Source organism: Brevefilum fermentans (assembly GCF_900184705.1).
GTDB lineage: Bacteria > Chloroflexota > Anaerolineae > Anaerolineales > Anaerolineaceae > Brevifilum > Brevifilum fermentans.
Genome location: NZ_LT859958.1, coordinates 1,464,148 through 1,484,537, shown reverse-complemented (window position 1 = coordinate 1,484,537; position 20,390 = coordinate 1,464,148). Strand labels below are relative to the sequence as shown.

18 protein-coding genes are annotated in these 20,390 nt (G+C 44.5%); 3 read left to right on the top strand and 15 right to left on the bottom strand.

The window, feature by feature from the left end:
* Positions 1 to 14 precede the first annotated feature (14 nt).
* The 5 genes from CFX1CAM_RS06485 to CFX1CAM_RS06465 form a co-directional block, all read right to left on the bottom strand.
* The gene (locus CFX1CAM_RS06485; RefSeq protein ID WP_087862241.1) at positions 15 to 887 is read right to left on the bottom strand and encodes an FAD binding domain-containing protein; all 873 of its coding nucleotides are present in this window, start codon (positions 885 to 887) and stop codon (positions 15 to 17) included.
* A 133-nt stretch (positions 888 to 1,020) separates the two neighbouring features.
* Positions 1,021 to 2,592, bottom strand: coding sequence for an ABC transporter ATP-binding protein (locus CFX1CAM_RS06480; protein ID WP_087862240.1), 1,572 nt, complete (start codon positions 2,590 to 2,592; stop codon positions 1,021 to 1,023).
* Positions 2,593 to 2,683: 91 nt separating this feature from the next.
* Entirely contained in the window at positions 2,684 to 3,709 is a 1,026-nt protein-coding gene (locus tag CFX1CAM_RS06475) for a BMP family lipoprotein (RefSeq protein ID WP_087862239.1), read from the bottom strand.
* Between the two features lie 137 nt (positions 3,710 to 3,846).
* Complete coding sequence (locus tag CFX1CAM_RS06470) at positions 3,847 to 4,779, bottom strand: ABC transporter permease (RefSeq protein ID WP_197687101.1); 933 nt, start codon at positions 4,777 to 4,779, stop codon at positions 3,847 to 3,849.
* Positions 4,776 to 5,921 carry an ABC transporter permease gene (locus CFX1CAM_RS06465; RefSeq protein WP_087862238.1) on the bottom strand — a complete coding sequence of 382 codons (1,146 nt, stop codon included), beginning with the start codon at positions 5,919 to 5,921 and terminating at the stop codon, positions 4,776 to 4,778. Before CFX1CAM_RS06465 ends, CFX1CAM_RS06470 begins: the two co-directional genes overlap by 4 nt.
* A 1,187-nt stretch (positions 5,922 to 7,108) precedes the next feature.
* On the opposite strand from CFX1CAM_RS06465, the gene CFX1CAM_RS06460 reads away from it, so the two are divergent.
* Genes CFX1CAM_RS06460 through CFX1CAM_RS06450 form a run of 3 tightly spaced genes read left to right on the top strand, consistent with a single transcriptional unit; the run spans position 7,109 to position 9,948 of the window.
* Positions 7,109 to 8,083 (top strand): hypothetical protein, encoded by a 975-nt coding sequence (locus CFX1CAM_RS06460; protein WP_087862237.1) that lies wholly within the window; start codon positions 7,109 to 7,111, stop codon positions 8,081 to 8,083.
* Positions 8,076 to 8,639, top strand: a complete 564-nt coding sequence (locus CFX1CAM_RS06455) for a GNAT family N-acetyltransferase (protein ID WP_157891763.1) — start codon at positions 8,076 to 8,078, stop codon at positions 8,637 to 8,639. The genes CFX1CAM_RS06460 and CFX1CAM_RS06455 overlap by 8 nt, the downstream gene beginning before the upstream one ends.
* 31 nt (positions 8,640 to 8,670) lie before the next feature.
* Entirely contained in the window at positions 8,671 to 9,948 is a 1,278-nt protein-coding gene (locus CFX1CAM_RS06450; RefSeq protein ID WP_087862235.1) for a DUF4910 domain-containing protein, read from the top strand.
* A gap of 389 nt (positions 9,949 to 10,337) precedes the next feature.
* Here the strand turns inward: CFX1CAM_RS06450 and CFX1CAM_RS06445 are convergent, their stop codons facing one another.
* From CFX1CAM_RS06445 to CFX1CAM_RS06400, 10 genes are all read right to left on the bottom strand, one after another.
* Positions 10,338 to 11,486: a branched-chain amino acid ABC transporter permease gene (locus CFX1CAM_RS06445; RefSeq protein WP_087862234.1), complete on the bottom strand. Its 1,149-nt coding sequence runs from the start codon at positions 11,484 to 11,486 to the stop codon at positions 10,338 to 10,340.
* Positions 11,487 to 11,493: 7 nt separating this feature from the next.
* On the bottom strand, positions 11,494 to 12,987 hold the full coding sequence (locus CFX1CAM_RS06440) for a branched-chain amino acid ABC transporter permease (RefSeq protein WP_087862233.1): 1,494 nt from the start codon (positions 12,985 to 12,987) through the stop codon (positions 11,494 to 11,496).
* Positions 12,974 to 13,738, bottom strand: coding sequence for an ABC transporter ATP-binding protein (locus CFX1CAM_RS06435; protein WP_197687100.1), 765 nt, complete (start codon positions 13,736 to 13,738; stop codon positions 12,974 to 12,976). Before CFX1CAM_RS06435 ends, CFX1CAM_RS06440 begins: the two co-directional genes overlap by 14 nt.
* The gene (locus tag CFX1CAM_RS06430) at positions 13,735 to 14,448 is read right to left on the bottom strand and encodes an ABC transporter ATP-binding protein (RefSeq protein WP_197687099.1); all 714 of its coding nucleotides are present in this window, start codon (positions 14,446 to 14,448) and stop codon (positions 13,735 to 13,737) included. Before CFX1CAM_RS06430 ends, CFX1CAM_RS06435 begins: the two co-directional genes overlap by 4 nt.
* A 217-nt stretch (positions 14,449 to 14,665) precedes the next feature.
* On the bottom strand, positions 14,666 to 16,132 hold the full coding sequence (locus CFX1CAM_RS06425) for a substrate-binding domain-containing protein (protein ID WP_087862231.1): 1,467 nt from the start codon (positions 16,130 to 16,132) through the stop codon (positions 14,666 to 14,668).
* Positions 16,133 to 16,216: 84 nt separating this feature from the next.
* On the bottom strand, positions 16,217 to 17,020 hold the full coding sequence (locus CFX1CAM_RS06420; protein ID WP_087862230.1) for an alpha/beta fold hydrolase: 804 nt from the start codon (positions 17,018 to 17,020) through the stop codon (positions 16,217 to 16,219).
* Positions 17,021 to 17,035: 15 nt separating this feature from the next.
* Positions 17,036 to 17,452, bottom strand: coding sequence for a Zn-ribbon domain-containing OB-fold protein (locus tag CFX1CAM_RS06415; protein ID WP_162287663.1), 417 nt, complete (start codon positions 17,450 to 17,452; stop codon positions 17,036 to 17,038).
* A gap of 1 nt (position 17,453) precedes the next feature.
* The gene (locus tag CFX1CAM_RS06410) at positions 17,454 to 18,716 is read right to left on the bottom strand and encodes a thiolase C-terminal domain-containing protein (RefSeq protein WP_087863239.1); all 1,263 of its coding nucleotides are present in this window, start codon (positions 18,714 to 18,716) and stop codon (positions 17,454 to 17,456) included.
* A gap of 20 nt (positions 18,717 to 18,736) precedes the next feature.
* Positions 18,737 to 19,045, bottom strand: coding sequence for a hypothetical protein (locus CFX1CAM_RS06405; protein ID WP_087862228.1), 309 nt, complete (start codon positions 19,043 to 19,045; stop codon positions 18,737 to 18,739).
* 18 nt (positions 19,046 to 19,063) lie between these two features.
* A complete protein-coding gene (locus CFX1CAM_RS06400; RefSeq protein ID WP_087862227.1) occupies positions 19,064 to 20,377 on the bottom strand; it encodes an acetyl-CoA hydrolase/transferase family protein in 1,314 nt (437 codons plus the stop codon).
* Positions 20,378 to 20,390 lie beyond the last annotated feature (13 nt).

The following is a 20,390-nucleotide window of genomic DNA, read 5'->3' as shown; positions in this document are numbered from 1 at the left end:
TCAGAATCCAATTTTCAAGCAGCGCGGATCCAGGCTTCAGTTAATGTATCTTTGAAAAGCGTTTTAATGAGATGCTGTCTGTAAGATGCTGTAGCCCGTAAAGGGCTCGTCCTGAAATTTGCCTGGGACAATAGCTTTTCCAAAGCTTTGTTGATCTGATCTTGATCTAATGGACGGCCTTTAAGTATGGCTTCCGCTTCTGTGGCGCGAAAAGGCACGGGGCCTCCCGGACCGACAGATATCCGAACATCAATAACTGTATCAACGTCTCGACAAACCCACACCGCACAATTCAAAATAGGTAGTGCAACGCCCTGTGGGCGCATGATCCGCTTGAAGCAGGAAGCCTGTCCACGGTTTGCCAGCATCAAATAAAATCCGGTGATCAGCTCACATGTTTTATCAATCGCCGAATTTCCCGGTCCGAGGAACAAATCCTGGAATAGCATCCGACGTAAGCCAGCTTTACTGGCTACCTCTGCGTGAGCGTTCAGCGCCAGCATGGCAATGGTTCCATCGGCAGCAGGGAGTGCATGCGCTACATTACCGCCAAGAGTGGCAGTATTTCTTACCTGTGGGCCAGCTATCAGGTTGCAGGCTTCAACCAACGCCCGGGCATTTTTCAGAGTCAATTCATTTTGTATGATGTTTGTAATCGAGATCGAGGCGCCAATGAAAAGCTCCTGACCTCGCTGCTCGATAACATTCATCTCTGGGACGCTTTTTAGGTCAACCAGGGTGTGTACTGGCGCAAGGCGGCCCTGCCGAATATCAAGCAATAAATCAGAGCCTCCGGCGATCGGCATCGCTGGTTGAGGGGCAGTGGTCAGAACTTCAATTGCTTCAGTTATTGTTGTGGGTTGTCTTAATTCTTGCCAAAGTTTCATAGGTGGTATCCTTTTTGAGATTGATCAAGATGGCGGTACTTTTCGATGGGCTGCCCCAACATCGCTGAAAACTTCAAACGTCCAGCGACCACCTTACCGATGAATACTTAAATCGCATAGCGCTTGTTAGGTTTTATAAAGGCACATCCTGATGATCTTCTTCTCGAATTCCGGCCATCAATAATCCGACCTTTTCTCTGGTTGCCTGGTCTCTATCCAGGATGCCCATAATTTTACCTTCATAAATGACAGCAATTCGATCGGAAAGTGCAAAAATCTCATCCAGATCTTCAGAGATTAAAAGGACAGCGGTGCCATCATTTCTTTGCGAAATGAGTTGTTCACGGACGTATTCAGCAGCACCAATATCCAGACCGCGCGTGGGTTGTGCAGCAATAATTGCACCGGGTTTACGTGATAGTTCACGTGCCAAAACGACTTTTTGGATATTTCCGCCGGAAAGGCTCTTTGCCAATGTTTTTTGAGAGGGTGTTTTTATTTTGAATTGCTGAATCATACGTATAGAATGTAAAATGATCTCTTTCGGTTTTAGAAAGCCGCTTTTTGTAGAAAATTTTGGTTGTGCATGTTCTCGCAATATCAAGTTTTCAGAAACCGAAAAATTTCCGATCATCCCATCACGCATCCGTTCCTCAGGGATGTATGATAACATTTTTCTAATCAAGCGGTCAGGATCAAAATTGGTCACATCTTCGCCATGCAGGTAAATAAGCCCTGAAGTTGGCTTGCGCAAACCAGCCATGACCTCAGCCAGTTCACGCTGCCCGTTTCCAGAAACTCCTGCGAGCCCCAATATCTCGCCGCAATATACATCGAGATTAACCTCAGAAAGCCCGACAGTTCCGCGATCGCTCCCACAAGAAATGTTTTCCAGTTTCAGCCCAACGCCACCTCTTTCAATGCGTTTTGTGGTGGTAATAAAGTCTATCTGATGACCAACCATCCAATTGGCAAGGTCAGCTTTGGTGACTTCGGAGGTTGGACGCGTGCCCATATTTTTGCCGTTGCGTAAGACGGTCACCCGATGACTAATATCAATAACTTCGTGTAGTTTGTGAGAAATAAAAATTAGTGCATAACCATCCTTCGCCATTTGACGCATAATGGCGAACAATTCATCGACTTCTTGAGGTGTCAACACGGCTGTAGGCTCATCAAGAATTAACAACGCCGCACCTCGATAAAGGGCTTTAATAATTTCCACCCGCTGTTGCTGGCCGACCGAAAGTTGCCAAATATACGCATCAGGGTCGATTTGCAAGCCATATGTTTTTGCCAATGCTTGAATTCGATTAGCAACTACATCTAAATCAGTGAGGAAAGCCCTAGATGATTTCAGCCCTAATGCGACATTTTCGGTTACGGTTAGGGTGTCCACGAGCATGAAATGTTGATGGATCATACCAATGCCAAGGTTGATCGCATGGGTTGGGGAGGTGATTTTGACTAAATTGTCATTAATGAAAATATCTCCGCTATCTTGCTGATACATGCCATACAAAATTTTCATCAGCGTGCTTTTGCCAGCACCATTTTCACCCAGCAAGGCATGCACCTCATGTGCATTCACATCGAAATCAACGTTTTCGTTGGCAAGTACACCAGGAAACCGCTTGGTGATATTGACCATTTTCATTGTTCGGATGATAGGGCCTTCAGAAGGAAGAATATTCGTACCTGTCATTGGGATTTACCTGTATCTATTTTAAAATTTGAAGATTTCGGAAACCCTTTTAAGGGTTTCCGAAATTTGATGAGATGACATTTGATTATCTTTAGGGCAAATTGATAGTTATTGTCCCATCGATAATCCCTTGAATGGTTGCTTGAGCAGCTTCCATCACCTCTGCGGGAATAGTAACATTTTCATTGAAGGCTATAACCTGACCGCCGTTGGCAAGGTTAATGAGGAAGTACTCACCACCGAGTTGATTCTTAGCACGCCTTGCGACCATATCTTCCAGGACAACTTCCCAATGGTAAACCTGGCTGGCAACAACGGTGTTTGGAGCAAAGGTCGACTGCTCAGCCTGAGTGCCAAACCAGTAAGCCCCAGCTTCTTCACATTTACCAATTGCTCCAACGACCATTTGCGCTGTGCCGGTCATAACGTCTGCACCAGCAGCGAGATGTGTTTCGGCGGCTTCTGCTGCCAGAGCAATATCACCGAAGGAGCCAATATAGGTCACACGAACATTAATTGTAGGATCTGTAGCCAACACGCCTGCGACGAAACCATCCACATAGAGCTTCGCATCTCCGGTTTCGATGGGACCAACCACACCAATCACCTTGGTCTTTGACAGCATAGCAGCCATCACGCCCATCACATAACCGCCCTCATGGGAGGCAGCTTCGTAAGCGTAAATATTGGGTTGTCCAAAGGTTTCAACGGTGGTTCCCCAGGCAAAACTGGTTTCTGGAAAATCCGGTGCGATTTCCTGCATGGAGGAGCCATACTGCGAGCCGTGACCAATGACCAATTGATAGCCCTGGGCGGCATAATCTCGAAGAGCTGCGGCGGCGTCATCAACATTAAACATCATGCCTGAGAAAGCCCATTCGATATCATGTGTGGTCTCAAACAGGGTCATTGCGTCATAAATGCTTTGCGTAAAAGCAAAATCGTTGTACTCACTTGGTGAAACAATGGCAATTCGCAGTTTTTCAGCTACCTCTGGCTCTTTGACTACTTCAGGTTCTTCTGCGACTGAGGGCTCATCCGCTGTAGGTTTTCCACAGGCAGCTAATACAAACACAAAAATCAGTAAAAGGGACAGGTATTTAACTAAATTCTTCATTTTATTTTCTCCTATATGTCTTTCGTTGTTTTCACTATTGAAGCTAAAATATATTATCAAAGTAATTCGCAAACCTCCTTTCCCGGGTAAAACAATAATTATTTAACAGTCAAAAAAACAGGTTGTAAATTGTTTTTTTACCCTTCACGCTCAAATGGTTTGGTTAATGCAGATGGCGTCTTGACCTTTGAAACAGTAAGTGTCAGGACTAAAATTGTCAGGAAATAAGGCATCATTGTGGAAAATTCCGATGGTATAGGTATGCCCAGGACCTGAATCCATAGCTGAAGACCATTAACTAAACTGAATAACAATGCGCCGCCAAGGACACCCCAGGGTTTCCAGGCTCCAAAATAAACCAGAGCTACAGCAATAAATCCCTGACCCGCAGTCATACCCTGTTGGAAAACGTTCAATAAAGCAATGGATAACGACGCGCCAGCCAACCCCGACATCGTTCCACCTAAAATGATGGTGAAATAACGCACTTTTGGAACGCTAACACCTAAAGTGTCGGCAGCCTGGGGATTTTCACCAACAGCACGGATTTTTAAACCAAGGGTTGTTTTGTAAAGGATAAACCAGGCCAATGGAACCATCAAAAAAGCAAGGTAAACAAGAATATTCTGGTTGAAGAAAATATCTCCAAATATGGGAATCTTGCTGAGTAGCGGGATGGCGATGCGAGGAAAACCGCTCACAGTTTCGACAGTGCCTATCAAGGTTTGAAAGAGTAAGTTGCTCATTCCCACACCAAAAAGGTAGAAGCCAATCCCGCTGATTCCTTGCGTGGCATGGAGTTCAATTGTCACAATAGCCATTGCCAGCCCCATCAATGCGCCAACGCCCATTGCAGCCAATACGCCCAACCAGAGATTTCCGGTGATTTTGGCAACATAAAATGCGAAAAATGCACCCAAAATCATTTGACCTTCGACACCAAGGTTTAATACCCCGCTGCGCTGGCTGAACATTTCTCCAATAGAGGCAAATAAATAGGGCGTTGCCAGTCTTATTCCGGATGCGAGGATGCCCAGAAAGGCTGTCATCGAAAAAAGATTAGAAATCATGGGGTCACCTCGCCTGTAGTACGTGAATTATCTCCACTTTGCAAATAACTCTCTTCATCAGAAGAATCATCTGTCGACACCCTTCTTCGTTGGCGTCGTATTCGCCAGTAATCACTGCTGACAACAAAGACAACCACCAGACCGTTGAGCGCAGTAATTAACGCAGAAGGAATCTGCGTTACTCTTTGCATTGCGTTTGCGCCAACGATTAATGCGCCAAATAAGACAGAAGCCGGTATGGTTAGAATTGGATGCAATTGACCAAATAGGGCGGCGACAATTCCGTTAAAGCCAGCGCCCCCGGTAAAACCAGTGGCTGAGCCATCTGTAATCATGCGGTAATTGACGCCGTAAACCTGAGTTGCACCGGCTAGACCCGCCAAAGCGCCGCTCAGGAGCAATGCCAGAACGATATAACGCTTCACTTTTACGCCAGCATATTTTGCTGCATGCGGATTCTGTCCAACAGCCCTGATGCGATAACCGGTTGTTGTGTGCCACAACAAGATATACACTAAGATCGCCAGGATAACCGCGATCAGTGAGCCTAAGTGCAAGCGTGTAGGCTGCCACAGCCGTGGTAATCGAAAAATCTCTTCCAGTCGCGCGGACTGAGGTATCTTTGAAGCCATATCCGCCTGGCTTGGGTCCATCAACGAGCCTGTCAGATAGTAGTTTTTGAACTGGACAGCAATGGCGTTCATCATTACGGTACTTAAAATCTCATTTACATTAAAATATGCTTTCAAAACACCGGGTATCCCACCCCAGATAGCGCCTGCAACTACACCGCCTAACAGGCCTAAAGTAATATTTAACCAGCCCGGGAAGTTGGTCAGGGTAACCCCAATATATGCTCCGACCAAAGCCCCCATGATCATTTGGCCTTCGCCGCCGATGTTAATGACATTGCCACGGTAGGCGATACATATACCGACACCAATCAACAACAGGGGGGTTGCCCGCACAAGCGTTTCGGCAAAGGCGTTCTTGCTGCCGAAAGCACCTTGTAAAAGTGCCTGGTAGGCAACAAGTGGATTGACACCGAGGGCGATGAGCATGATCGCTCCGACAAGCAGGGCAGCCAGTGTGGCGAATAAGGGTAAAAAAGCATCAATAATTTGACCTAAGCGAGATTTCATCGTATGATAGCTCTCCGTATTATTAATATAAGTATAATTATTATACAGTATAATTATGCTAAACTATCAATAATTTATGTTTAAAAGGCTGTTAATTATTTTAGCCTGACCTCAAGCAATAATACTAAGTCCTGGATTTATAGGGGTTATATAAGTGGTTTATGATATTTTATCATAATTTCTTTTTCCATGTTAATAATTCGTCAATGAATTTGTTCAGGAATATGATTAACCTTGCGTGCGAAGGATGTTTTGTGCATAATAATAATATTGTGAATAATTAATATAATATAATAATATTTAACTTTACTAATAATGCATATTTCCACAAAAAAGTGGGGAAGGCGCGGCGAACAGCGATATACATCGCGGGCAGGCTGGCAAAGACAATACACGGCATCTTATCCAGAAGAAAACGATAATTGTGGCTATCGAAAAGGAGACAACGTTAGAGATCGAACATCAATCCATTGATACGGGCAAGTATAAGAGGAAATTATTTTCAGAATAGCATTTGATCATTGACCAGTGGCGTCTCAATTCAACACGATTTCTCTATGAAATCACATAGTTTTAGAAAATGATTATTCTCATAAACTAAAATTAGTGATAATATTACATATTTTGCTTTTCCCTTTCGTAATAGCAGCCATTACATCAATTTTGATTATTGTTTTACAGCAAGTTTGCTTTGACCCCTTACTGCATGTACTGGAAATAATTGAGCATACCTATGTGCATCTTTCATTGTGCGCTGACAGATCCTAGTTTGCGTCCTGGTCCAGGAAAATCGAACCAGTAATTGTCATAGAAATTCTACTAATATTCACTCCCAGCTCACCGCTTAAATCTAGGCAATGTAAATTATTAAATTTTTTTATCATGAGCAATACTAATTGCCATATCATATGGCATTCTGTATTTTAAGTATTTATATATATATAATAATATAATATATATAAATATATATAATATTAAAATCTTCATCTTTTCTCGAACCCGATACACCCAAAAATGTTACCGATGCTACTAGACTTGATCATTTTGGTTGTTGAAACCATCCTGCACCAAATAGCTCCACACATGGACAAAATAACAACAACCACAGTCCGCATGCTGATAGATTTATGGTATAAAATAGAGATGCACACAATGGTCAATTCAATCAGTTTATCCGGGTAATTTGAATGGCAGTCGATATTAACCTGATTAATGAAGCTCAGGCGTTGGATCTTTGGGCAGATTCACCGCACAATTCTGTGTTTACCCATCCCCAGGTATTAAGTAAATTATCACATGAAGTTGATTGGTGGCAGGCGGTCAAAGGGAACCAACCCCAATGTATTTGGCCAATCTGCAAATCAACTGAAAAACAGGTTGAATTGCCAGCTTTGACATATTATGTGGGTCCCTTATGGATGAATGGCGTTTTTCCACTACCAGCTCACCGCAGCTTAGCACGAACAACTGAAGTGTATGAGCAATTTATTGACCGTTTTATCATTGAGTATGGAGCGATAGAAGCCTCCCTGCCCAAAGGCTTATTAGATGTGCGAGTGTTTGACTGGTGGAATTATCATCATAAAGATCAACCTCGGTTCCGTATCAGACCACGCTATACAGCATGTATCGAAAATTTACAAAACAAAACGGATCAGGAAATCATAGCCGATTTCAGACAACTTCGAAGGCGTGAACTACGCGCAATTGAGAAATACCCCCCTCCCCCACGAGCAACACAATGGCGAAGCGATGACCTGATGAACCTATACCTTAGTGTCGTTGATGATCAGACCGATGAAATTAAGGAGAAGAACTGTCAACAAATCTCTGCGCTGGTCGATCTTGTAAATATGGGCTTTGGCGATTTGATTGCATTTCAGGGTCCTGAAGATGAGCGAGTTATTGCTGCTTGCCTGTTGTTGTACGATCAATCTGAGGCGAATATGGTGCTTAATTTGGTGAATGAGGACTGGCGCGGAACGGGTTTGGCTGCTTGGATGATCAAAGAATCAATCTTAGCTGCAAAGTCAAAAGGGATGTCGACTTTTGATTTTAATGGCGCCAACAGCCCCAATCGGGGTGATGATAAACACAGTTATGGTGCGTCGCCGATTCTATATTTTGATATCAAGTTTCCCGGAGAAAATCATCTTGTGTAATTCTTTAATTAAAAAAATCCGTTATGAATGGGAAGGATTTCGGTTTTTAGTCAGAAATATTCGCGCTTCACGAACTTTACATCCCATGCAGGATTCAACATTCTCTAACTATCAATTTACTGGCTTATCAACCCATCAAATTGATGAAATGGATGCTTTACACAAGCTTGTAAGAGAAGGACGCGAGTTAAGTTTTTGGCGAAAGACATATTTTAAACAATGTGGCGAGAAGGTTTGTAGCGTTGCATTCAACGAAGATGGTCAGATGGTCGGGTTTAACTTCTATTATTTTCGAGAATCTGAGGTCAATGAAGGCATTATTCATGAGGCCTTCCTTGGCATTTCTCCACAAGAACGAGGAAAAGGCCTTGCAACTGCTTTGCAAGCCTACACGATCGACCAGTTGTCTCGCAACAAACTGCGCGGGATTTCCGGGAATGTCTTGAAAGCCAATGGTCCTTCAGTAAAAATGTTACTTCGTACTGGCTTTATATTGACTGATGATCCGGATGATGCAGCCAATTACCGAGTTTTTTATCCACTCACAACCCTGTAAACTTAGTTAAGATATCATTGGATGCAAGCTGATGACCGAAAAGCAAGAAATTTATAATTTATGTGTGGAATTGTTTCCAATTTGCCGCAGCATCACTGGAAACGGCGTTCGAAAAACCCTGGAAATCATCAAGAATCATCTGCCAGCACTGAAAACCTATGAGATACCGACAGGAACCCGAGCATTTGATTGGACCGTGCCTGAGGAATGGAATATCACCGAAGCGTACATTATTGACCCGGATGGGCAGAAAATCGTTGATTTTCAGCAGAATAACCTCCACGTTGTTGGTTACTCAGTACCGGTTAACCGGACTATTGACCTTGATGAATTACAAGCACATTTGTATTCAATACCAGAGCAACCGGAAGCCATACCCTATATCACCTCCTATTACCAGAAACGCTGGGGGTTTTGTTTACCGCACAACCAGCGGAAATCCTTGAAGCCAGGTCAATATCAAGTTTACATCGATAGTTCGCTCTCTAAAGGCTACCTCACCTATGGCGAACTTATTCTCCCCGGTCAAGCCAGTGAGGAAATATTTCTTTCTACATATATATGCCACCCATCGATGGCCAACAATGAATTATCCGGCCCGGCTGTAACAACCTTCCTGGCTAAACGGCTGCTGGATCAAAAAGATCGAAAATACAGCTATCGCATCATTTTTATCCCTGAAACGATTGGATCTATCGTCTATTTAAGTCAGAATCTTCCTGAGATGAAAACGAAGATCATTGCTGGTTTTAATATCACCTGCATTGGCGACGAGCGGTCCTATTCATACCTGGCATCCCGCTACGGAAACACACTGGCTGATCAAATTGCACGCCACGTTCTCAAGCATTTGCAACCAGATTTCATCAGTTATTCTTATTTAGAACGCGCCAGCGATGAACGGCAATACTGCAGCCCGGGGATTGACCTGCCTGTTGCCACAATCATGCGCACGAAATACGGCGCCTACCCCGAATATCACACCTCGCTTGACGACCTGGACTTCATTTCCCCAGACGGCCTATACGGAGGTTACAATATCCTCGAACACTGCCTGATGTGCCTTGAGCGAAATGAGATTCTGAAAACCACGGTTTTATGTGAGCCACAATTAGGAAAGCGCGGCCTTTATCCTACTTTAAGCACAAAAAACAGTCATAAAATTGTGCGGAATATGATGAATTTGATTGCTTATTGTGATGGGACCAACGATTTATTATCCATTGCAGAGATTATCAAAGTGCCAATGTGGGAACTGTTTGATACGGTCGACATATTAAAAAGTCATCATCTGCTGGTGTCAGCATGAAGATTCCTGCTGCCTAACTTTTCTGGAATCTTATTCTCAATGAACAATTTATGTTCAACGGCTTTTCCCAGCAGTGTTGCACCCATCAATAAGCAAGCACTTCGGCAAACAGCTCACCTCCCTCCCATTTATTTAATACCGGTTGTATCGATTGCAGCGCTTTAGCATATTCCGGCTGAGATTGTCATTTTCAGTCAATTTTTCCAGGAAGGTCCCATCTCCCGAGAGCAAAGAGCAGTTATTCTATCAGCAACGATATCAATACTATACGAAGTAGCCGGTATTTTATAATTATGTCTTCGTCTTAGGCTGTCAATTTAACTTCAAACAGCGAGGAAAGCGAAGCCCCACGCGGTTTGACTTTGCAATTCATCCTTAATTATGATGTTTTAAACTTGCGTCTCTTCTTCTGGGTTAGATCCTGTTCTTTTAGGAATCAGTAAATCAACCAATCTCGACCACCCCGTTTTAATGTCATTCTTTTTCAAGCGCCAGGTACCGATAATCCCATAAGGCAAGAACATCACGATTAAGATAAAAAGAATACCAAAGACCAGAGGCCAGCGGGCGCCAAACCAGGTGTAAAAGAACTGGCTGATGACTTGCATAATCGCAGCACCCAGAATTGCGCCAACAAGGGTGCCCATGCCTCCCAGGATGGTAATAATCAGTGCATTTACTGTCATGACGCCGGAAACCATGGTTGGAGTTGCGCTTGCATTCCAGATAGAATATAAGGCGCCTGCGAAACCCGCAAATATCGAAGATGAGACAAAAGCAATTGTTCGATAGGTTACCGGGTTGTATCCAATCATCCGCATGCGATCTTCGTTTTCTCGGTTTGCAATGATCACACGTCCGGTCGGCGAGTTAACCATCCGCTTCATGAGCAGATAGCAGATCACCAAAAAAGCCAACGAGATAAAATAGACGGTTAACCGGTTTTGTGTTGGATTCAACCAAACCGGCATCGGCACACCATGCAAACCTTCATCTGCGCCGGTCCATTTATGAAAGTCAGTCGCTTTCACCAGCATATGCATGGCAGAACCCAACGCGAGGGTCAGCATTGCAAAGTACGCGCCTTTAAGGCGAATTGATGTAGCCGCAAATAAAAGTCCAATGAGCACGGAAACAAGCAAAACAACCAAGAATACCGCCAGCAGGACAATCGCATAGGTGATATTGACGCTCGCTATCATGATGCGGTAATTTTGTGTAATTGGCGGGACCACATGCTTCATCAAAAGGGCAAAAGCGTACGCTCCTCCTCCGAAACTAGCTGCGTGCCCAAATGATAGTATTCCACCGAAACCCATCAATAGATCATAACTCATGGCGAAAACTGACATAATAAAAAAGATGATCAATTGTCCCTGCCAGAATTTGGTCACACCTTCATTTACACCCTTACCGGTGATGAGGCTCATCACAAAGGGAAACAAAATCAACACAATTAATAATCCCAGGAGTACACCTTCCCCTTTGATATTGGTAAGAACCTGGTTCTTCTTGATTGTATTTGGATTATTTGCCATGTTTTACTTACTCCTTTTTCCCAAAAAGGCCCTGGGGCTTGATGAGCAGGACAACCACCATAATAATCACTGTTGACGCTTCTGCGATCGCTGGCGATAGGGAGAATTTCAGCGCGAAGTAATCACCGAATGCACGTCCCATACCAAGAATGATCGCACCTACAAACGCACCCACGTAACTGCCCATCCCCCCAATGACAACGGTAATGAATCCCAGCATCTGGAATTGATCTCCCATCAAGGGTTGAATGGGCAGGAAAGGCCCTGCGCCAATCCCACCAAGCGCCGCAAGGGCGACACCAAAGGCAAAAACAAAGGTAAACACTCGCTTGACATTAATTCCCAGGGCTTCTACCATTTGTGGGTCCTGGACTCCGGCTCGGATAATCATCCCTAAACGTGTCTTTGTCATGATAATCATGACGATAGCGAACATTAATAATCCCAAGAAGATGACAAAAAGGCGATACGTTGGGAAGGTCACTCCGGAAATGTTAATGGTCGCGTTTCCGTTTCGCAGCCATCCCAATAAATTTTCAGCTTTTCCGGGCTGAGCAAACAACGGCGGTCGCACCATTTGATATGCTAATGGATCCCAGAGTAATTGAACTAATTCACGAATCACAAAGCTGAGACCTAAGGTCATCAACACGATAAAGAAAGGCCGTATATACAAGGGCCTGATCAAAGTGACTTCAACCAGTGTGCCAAACATAAACCCGAAGCCAACCGCGACGGCAATTGCGATCAGGAATCTCCAATTGCCGTTCATCAACAATATCGCAATGGGAGCGGATTCACGAACTAAAGTAGCGATGACCGTTAGGATCAACAGAGCGATAGGAGCAATTGCTTTTTTAAGAAGATCTTCTTTTGGCGCAAATTCGGTCTTCGCACCAGGCTTTGATGAGGCGAAAGCAACCAGCAACCCTGAAATAATCAGGCATAACGGTCGATACCAGAATTGCCCAAGCGGCTCTTGAGGAGTGATTTCCGCTAGAGGATTACCCACCGTTGTGGTTGTTGCCGCTACCATAGCCGTATTAGCCAATTCCATGATATCGAAATTAAGGAATGCAACGAGAAGAATCACTACAGCCAGTACGTAGGCTATCTTTGGCAGCGCCCTTTGCCATTTTCCTGAAATCTTCCAGCGGATCAAAAATGGCTTAATAACCGGGGTCATCATTACACCACAGGTTAAGGCAGTAATCGTGGGCAGTATGCCAAAGATGAAGGTCGGATTGGTATATAACTGCCAGCCCATATACGCTCCCAACATGAACATGGCGCCATGGGCAAAATTCAAAACGTCCATCAAACCAAAAATCAGGGACAACCCGGCAGCAACCATAAAAAATAAGGATCCCAGGGTTAAACCAGAGAGTGTTGTGCGGATAAATGGCTCCTTACCGGTGTAAAGGTAAACACCAATGATAGATGCAACAACAATGACAGCAACAATTGAGATGATAATTTTTCTTTTATTATTGGGATCCATGTTCCATCTCCAATTCTTTACGTGTTTTTATGCTGGCGCCTAGGTATTGATGTATCATATCGGTATCATTGACCAGATCACTCATCATTCCTTCTTGAACACTCTGACCATCATCAATGATTGTAAATTTTTGGGCCAGTTGGCTGGCCATGATGAAATTCTGTTCCACCATCAGGATGGTTGTCTTTTCGCTCAGCACGCGAATGGCTTCCATCATTTGTTGAATTAGGATGGGCGCTAACCCTTCGCTGGGTTCATCAATTAACAACAGTTTATTATCGGGGACCAATGCTCGAGCAACTGCTAGCATTTGTTGCTGCCCTCCTGAAAGATGGTTGCCAGGCAGTTTATACAGTCTTTTTAAGTCTGGGAACAGATCGAAAATAAAATCGGAGTTGCGGTCAAAATCACCTTTTTTCCGTTCAGCCAGTTTCAAGTTCTCCATTACAGAAAGCGCGCGGAAAATAGCCCGGTGCTCTGGAACATAACCAATTCCCAGATTGGCGACATCGTATGCTCTTTTCCCTTGAATCTCTATTCCTTCGAAGATAACCTTTCCCTCTTGAGGAGGTGTTAAACCTAAAATTGATTTAAGGGTGGTTGTTTTTCCTGCGCCATTTCGCCCCAATAAAACCGTTATTGATCCTTTGGGCACCCTGACCGAAACGCCTTCCAAAATGTGGAATTGACCGATAAACGTGTGAATATGATCTAATACCAGAATGTCGTCTTGTGAATGCTTCATATTCATGCCAGCTCCCCGTATAAATCACCTAAATAGGCTGTCTGAACTTGAGAATTACTAGCAATCTCACTCGGTGTCCCCTCTGCCAGGATACGACCCTGGTTCATGACCGTAATCACATCAGAAATTGACATCACAACATCCATACGATGTTCTACTAAGATGGCTGTGCGTTCATGCTGCTGCACGATCCGGTTGATGATATCAATTAATTCTGGAACCTGTTCCGATGACATACCTGCTGTAGGTTCATCAAATAATAGAAGTTCGGGATCACAAGCCAGCATGATCCCCAGTTCAAGTTTGCGTTTTTCACCATGAGGTAAGTTTTGGGCTAAGAACGCTTCTTTGCCTGCTAAATCCACCGCCTTAATCACTTCCCGCGCTTGATCAATATATGACTGAAAATCATCTGCTTTCCGAAAGAGTTTGAAATTGTCACCTCCCCTTGCCTGAGTTGCCAGACGAATGTTTTCCAGAACAGTCAAATTTGGAAAGATATTTGTTATTTGATAAGATCGGCCAATTCCCAAATGCGCCCTTTTGTAGGGCGGTAAATTGGTGATGTTTTCACCTTTATAAAAAACTTCCCCATTTGTAGGCGGCATGACACCACTTAATAAATTGAATAGGGTTGTCTTTCCAGCGCCATTCGGACCGATGATGGCATGCATTATTTTTTTCTTGATTGTGATGCTGACATCATCGACAGCCATTAACCCGCCAAATGTTTTTGTGAGGTTTTTTGCTTCGAGAATGATATCTGTTGTCATGCAATATGTCCTTATGGAGTTAAATTAATAATAATCAATAATTCAGAAGAAAATTGGAATATATATAAAATCACCTCACCGGTAAACCCTTGTTCGTGAAGAATAAATCATAAATTTTGGGGAGAGGTTTTCCCTCTCCCCAATTGTTAAGTTGAATAAATTATTCAACCGGAATAGTTGGAAGGTTACCGCAGCGAGCTGCGAAATCACCAGCCAAAGTACAGGGCACGCCCAGCTCGTCGTATTCAGAAACATAAATGGTTTCGAAGAAACGGTACTCATTGATCCCGTCGCCGTCCAGATCTGGATTCAAATTGACGAGTTTGAGAATGTTCATTGGCTGTTCGCAAACATGATCTTCGGGGCGAATATAATAGGTTCCTTTCGGCCCTTCAAATTTAAGGCCTTCGAGAGCAGGAATCATCTTTTCGCCTGAGGTATCGCCACCGGTAATTTCGAGTGCTTTTGCCAAAGCAATAGCTGAAGCCATACCACCTGCGGTGAAAAGGTCTGGATAGGCGTTGATAGCACCATCCGGTTCACCCACAAAGCGCTCAAAGTGATTTTTAACCAACCAATCATTGACAGGGTTGTCAGGAACTGTGTAGTGGTAAACATTCAAACCGATTGAGCCGATGGTATCGTCACCAAACACTGCTGCAAATGATGCATTGTCTCCAAACCCGGTGCCGACTGTCATCACCTCGAGAGTGCCCATGTCAGCCATGTTCTGGAATAAGGTCACATAACCGGTTCCAGACCAGGTCAGGAACAGGTTCTGGGCGCCTGAATCCATTGCCTGCTGAATGTAAGGGGTGAAGTCGGTGGTTTCAAAGGGTGCATAGATATCAGCGATTAATTCACCACCATGTTGTTCAACAGAGTATTTGAGCGCAATACCAGAACCCTGCCCAAAAGCATTATCAACACCAATATGAGCAAATTTGGGTCCGATGTTTTCAACCAGGTATTTCGCGATGATCAGGGTATCATCAAAGTTGGTCCGGGCGGTTCGGAACACGTAAGGGTTGAAATATGGGCCGGTCGTGAAAGAAGAAGCGGCGGGATCGATCATCAGAATGATCTCGTTCTCAAGGGCAATGTTGGTCAATGCAATTGCGCTAGCTGAGGACACGGGACCCTGGATCAGCTCAACGCCGTCTCGCTCGATTAACTCAAGCGCCAATGCGACTGCTTTCTCAGGATCACCTTCGTCGTCCTTCACGATGACCTCAACGGGTCGATTGGCAATGATGTAGCGACCCTGATCGTCGGTTTTTCCACCCGACATATACTCAAGACCCATCAAAAAGCCACGCTGTTGCTGGAGACCATACAGCGCCATTAAACCTGACATCTGGCCGATCTGACCAATTTTCAATACTGGACCTAATTCTTCTTCCTCAGGTTCTTCAACAACGGGTTCTTCAACAACCTCTTCAACAACCTCTTCAACAACAGGTTCCTCAACAACCGGTTCTTCAACAACGGGTTCTTCAACAACAACCTCTTCAACTACCGGTTCTTCAACCGGTTCAGGAACCTCCTCAACTTTTTGGACGCACGAGGTGACAAGCAAGGGAATAATCACCAAAATGGTCAATATTGTCAAACGTAGTTTTTTCATCTTTTACTCCTTCAGTAATCTATAATGGTTTTACGGTTCAAATAAATTTGTTTATATATTCTTAAATCACCACCTCCCAATTCATCAAGCTGATCCAGAATTTTTAATGACAAAACCCAGCAACAAGGTATTCAAAATCCCGGGTTTCTCTAAACAAATGACATGACCCGATCCAGGAATAACTGCAAATTCACTATGCGGAATATGATTTGAAATAATTTTAGCATATTTGCTCCCTTTGATCAGGTCTTCTTCGCCAGCAATGATCAGAGTCGGCGCTTTTATCCTTGAAAGTTGATCTGTGATATCAAGTTCATAGAAAGCGTGCATCAACCAGGTCAGGGCTTTCATGTCTAACTGAGCATATCGATCAGCGGAAGTTTCAATAAAGGCCGAGTTATCCATAATCCATTTCTCTGCAAAATTTAGATGGTAGGAAGCCCGAAAAAGCAGATCGGGGTCGCCTCTTTCTGCTGCCAGCAACCAAGGATAAGTTTGTGCCCTGAGCAGCGGGTGAATTTCGCTCACACCAGCAATGACAATCAAAGATTTAGTTTTCTCAGGATATAACAGCGCAAACACCATGCTGACTTCGGCGCCATATGAAATCCCTGCAATGTGGGCGTTTTCGATCTCCAGTTTGTCCAATAACCCTGCCAAATCGTCTGCATGGATTTGCATGGAATATGGACCGTCAGGATGGTCGGATTGCCACATGCCCCGGCAGTCGTAAAGTAGAACCCGCAGATGCTGCTCTAATTGTGCTTTTTGATAAATCCAACTGGCTGTGCCCATCATAATCCCGTTGGAAAGCACCAGAACCGGTGCGCCTTCCGGGCCTGAAAGTTCATAATATAGTTCTATGTCGTTGACCTTAATTCGCGGCACAACAGTTCCTTCCGATTAAACTGGCCGGAACGCCAGGTGAGGTTTTTGGTTTTCACCAGCGTTATTTTTGGCAGATGCCATGACCAGTTTTGTCCCAATGGATATGCTTTCAGGGTTGCTTAGATCCACGTCCAGAATCTGAGCAGAAATTTTTGGGCCTTCGTCCAGTTCGACAATGCCTACGCAGTAAGGATTCTTGCTATCAAAACCATTATTAGCCATCATTGAAGAGGGAACATAGACCACGGTAAAAGCTGCCAGGAAACCTTTTCCAGAGTATTCAACGATCTCTGTCCGAGAGCCAAGGCATTTAGGGCAAATTTGTCGTTGAGGGATAGACTTGGTACCACAATCCAAACAGTGAGACCCAATCAATACTCCTGCCTCTAATGCTTCGAAGAAATCTTGACTGTTCATCGAATAAGCTTCCATTTTACGCTCTCCGTTCGAAAATATTAACGACACAGGTTTGTCCGGTCCCACCGACATTGTGCGTTAACCCAATTTTCGGATTGCCCTGAACCTGTCTTTCACCCGCAATACCGTTTAATTGTTTCCATATTTCGGCAACCTGACCGACACCTGTGGCACCAACAGGATGACCTTTGGCTTTCAATCCACCAGAGGTGTTCACCGGACGGATACCGTCGCGGGCTGTCTTACCCTCAATAGCCGCCTGCCAGCCCTTACCACGGTCAAAGAAGCCCAAGTCTTCTGTGGCAATGATTTCAGCAATAGTAAAGCAATCATGGACTTCGGCGATATCAATATCGTCCGGGCCAAGATTCGCCATCTGGTAGGCTTGCCTGCCCGCTTCTAACGCTGCAGGGATGCTGTAAAGGTTTTCTCTTTCAGGCAATGCGCCATCGCTGGCCTGACCACTTCCAATCATATAAATTGGTGTCTCTGTAAACGAATTTGCAATCTCTTCTGAGACCAACAAGGCAACTGCTGCCCCATCAGATACGGGTGAACAGTCAAAAAGCGCCATTGGCCACGCGACCATTGGATTACCTTTGGGGTCGCTCAAGAAATCAAATTCGTCTTCCCACGCTGGAACAGGTCGGCCTTTCTGAGCTGCACGTTCTTTTTTGCTTTCCATGATTTCCCGGATGGTCTGTCTAAATTGAGCATATTCATTCAGCGCACCATTATTATGGTTCTTAATGCTGACATGATAAAAAGCTTTTGGGTCGGCTTGAAATTCATGCATGTAAGCCGTTGCCATAGCAGCGTAAAAGCCCGGGAATGTGAAGCCAACTGAGACCTCAAATTGAGCATCAGCTGCAGTCCCTAAGGCTTCAGTAACGGCAGCGATTTCCAGGCTTGTCATCTTTTCCACGCCACCGACCAGGACAACATCGTATTGTCCTGAAGCTATTGCTAAAGCCGCTTGCCTGAGAGCCACGCCGCTTGATGCACACGCATCTTCTATGCGAAGTGTTGATATCGGAGAAAGACCGACCCAACTTGCCAGGATTGGAGCAAGATGGGCTTGTTTTTCAAATTGATCGCTGCTGAAATTTCCCAGGTAGAAGGCCTCAATCTGATGAGGGTCAAAGCCTTTCATTGAACCCATTAAATCCAGGAATGCTTCAACAAAAAGATCGCGTGAATTCTTTTCTGGAAAGGCGCCGAATTTGCTAAGGCCAACGCCAGCAACCGCGACTCCCCTTTTTAATTTTTTCTCTGGCATCAGTATCATTGTTTCCTTTTTTATTCTTTGATGTAAATACGAGCCTCTGAGAGATCAGCAGGTCGTGCTCCACCGGGATTGGAAGCCAAAACCATCTTCAGCTGATTCTTTTCCACGGTGAAAAGCCCTTTAAACTCACCGATGAACCCTAAAGTATGCTCGGTTTGTTGCATGGTAATGTTTTCACCATCAATTTCAAAGGTGCCGCTGGATTTTATTCCCATCGGCTCATATTCGGCAGTAAAAGACCCGTCGTTTCGAAATTCAAACCACAAACCTGGAAAGGATTGACCTTCTGCCTGGATCCATTTTCCGAGTATTTCTGACATTGAATTAACCTCCTTAAATTAGAAAATTGTTTTAGGAACGATACCGAGACGATGCGCTTCGTCTCGGATCCAATCTCTGAAGTTGGGATGAGCAATGGCAATTAATGCTTCCAATCTCCCTTTAACAGTCAGTCCTCTTAATTCTGCAACACCAAATTCTGTGATGATCGTATCCACGTCCTGGCTGGGAACGGTCACGCCAGCTCCGGGTGCCAGTGTTGGAACAATTGTTGAAATGCTGCCATTTTTTGCCGTTGATCGCAGCGCAATGATGCCGCGGCCACCCGGAGACATCTGCGCACCACGATGCGTGTCCAACTGACCACCTGTTCCACTAAATTGTCGGGTACCGATGCTTTGTGAACACACCTGACCGAGAATGTCCACCTGTAAGGCTGTATTGACACTGATCATTTTGTAATTCTGGGCTACGATATAAGGGTCGTTGGTATAACGACCTCGATACAATTCCACATCTTTGTTACGATTAATGAACTTGTAAAGTTTGCTGGTACCTAAAGCAAATGCACCGATTGATTTACCAGGGTGGAGTGTCTTCTTTCGATTGTTAACCACACCGGCTTCCATCAGATCAACCATGCCATCGACAAGCATCTCGGTGTGGATACCTAAATCCTTGCGTTCCATAATGTCTGCAGTGATGGCATTGGGGATTCCACCAATGCCCAGTTGAATTGTGGATCCATCCTCAATCAAATCTGCAATATAGTGCCCGATTTTTTTCTCAACCTCGGTAGGAGGTTCGGATGTCAATTCCACTAGAGGTACGTGATTCTCAACCAGGTAATCCACTTCAGAGACATGCACTAGGGTGTCACCATAAACCCACGGGAGGTTGGAATTCACCTCGATAATCTTTAAACTTGCTGCTTCTAATAAATCTTTCTGAACAACAATCCCTAAAGACAGGGACATATAACCATCTTTGTTTGGGGGTGTTGCTGTTCCCCAAAAATTATCCAAATGTCCTTTGGTTGAAACCAGTTTATCTGCAGCGGCACGATGCAAGTTATTCGGCACGTAGGATACACGGCCCTCAGGATGACATTGGCGATCAGAAGCACTGTAAAACCAGTTTTCATTAAAAATTCGTCCGGCCATTTCCGGCTTTGTAAAAATATCATAGGAACGCATGGGTAAGCACGTCCAGCAACGAACGTCTTCCAAATCCTTTGCGCGTTCTGCAAGAGCTGTAAATAATCCCGGCGGCTCAGATCCAGCGATTCCGATCCCAATGCTCTGATGAGATTTAACCATCGAAACGGCATCCGACAGGGATATATATTTATCTGAAAATTGTTTGGGTGGCATGATGAAGTTCCTA

Excerpts from the sequence above, each read along its gene's own strand:
- CFX1CAM_RS06485 (WP_087862241.1), bottom strand. The coding sequence starts at position 887 with ATGAAACTTTGGCAAGAATTAAGACAACCCACAACAATAACTGAAGCA.
- CFX1CAM_RS06480 (WP_087862240.1), bottom strand. The coding sequence starts at position 2,592 with ATGACAGGTACGAATATTCTTCCTTCTGAAGGCCCTATCATCCGAACA.
- CFX1CAM_RS06475 (WP_087862239.1), bottom strand. The coding sequence starts at position 3,709 with ATGAAGAATTTAGTTAAATACCTGTCCCTTTTACTGATTTTTGTGTTT.
- CFX1CAM_RS06470 (WP_197687101.1), bottom strand. The coding sequence starts at position 4,779 with ATGATTTCTAATCTTTTTTCGATGACAGCCTTTCTGGGCATCCTCGCA.
- CFX1CAM_RS06465 (WP_087862238.1), bottom strand. The coding sequence starts at position 5,921 with ATGAAATCTCGCTTAGGTCAAATTATTGATGCTTTTTTACCCTTATTC.
- CFX1CAM_RS06460 (WP_087862237.1), top strand. The coding sequence starts at position 7,109 with ATGGCAGTCGATATTAACCTGATTAATGAAGCTCAGGCGTTGGATCTT.
- CFX1CAM_RS06450 (WP_087862235.1), top strand. The coding sequence starts at position 8,671 with ATGACCGAAAAGCAAGAAATTTATAATTTATGTGTGGAATTGTTTCCA.
- CFX1CAM_RS06445 (WP_087862234.1), bottom strand. The coding sequence starts at position 11,486 with ATGGCAAATAATCCAAATACAATCAAGAAGAACCAGGTTCTTACCAAT.
- CFX1CAM_RS06440 (WP_087862233.1), bottom strand. The coding sequence starts at position 12,987 with ATGGATCCCAATAATAAAAGAAAAATTATCATCTCAATTGTTGCTGTC.
- CFX1CAM_RS06435 (WP_197687100.1), bottom strand. The coding sequence starts at position 13,738 with ATGAATATGAAGCATTCACAAGACGACATTCTGGTATTAGATCATATT.
- CFX1CAM_RS06430 (WP_197687099.1), bottom strand. The coding sequence starts at position 14,448 with ATGGCTGTCGATGATGTCAGCATCACAATCAAGAAAAAAATAATGCAT.
- CFX1CAM_RS06425 (WP_087862231.1), bottom strand. The coding sequence starts at position 16,132 with ATGAAAAAACTACGTTTGACAATATTGACCATTTTGGTGATTATTCCC.
- CFX1CAM_RS06415 (WP_162287663.1), bottom strand. The coding sequence starts at position 17,452 with ATGGAAGCTTATTCGATGAACAGTCAAGATTTCTTCGAAGCATTAGAG.
- CFX1CAM_RS06410 (WP_087863239.1), bottom strand. The coding sequence starts at position 18,716 with ATGCCAGAGAAAAAATTAAAAAGGGGAGTCGCGGTTGCTGGCGTTGGC.
- CFX1CAM_RS06405 (WP_087862228.1), bottom strand. The coding sequence starts at position 19,045 with ATGTCAGAAATACTCGGAAAATGGATCCAGGCAGAAGGTCAATCCTTT.
- CFX1CAM_RS06400 (WP_087862227.1), bottom strand. The coding sequence starts at position 20,377 with ATGCCACCCAAACAATTTTCAGATAAATATATATCCCTGTCGGATGCC.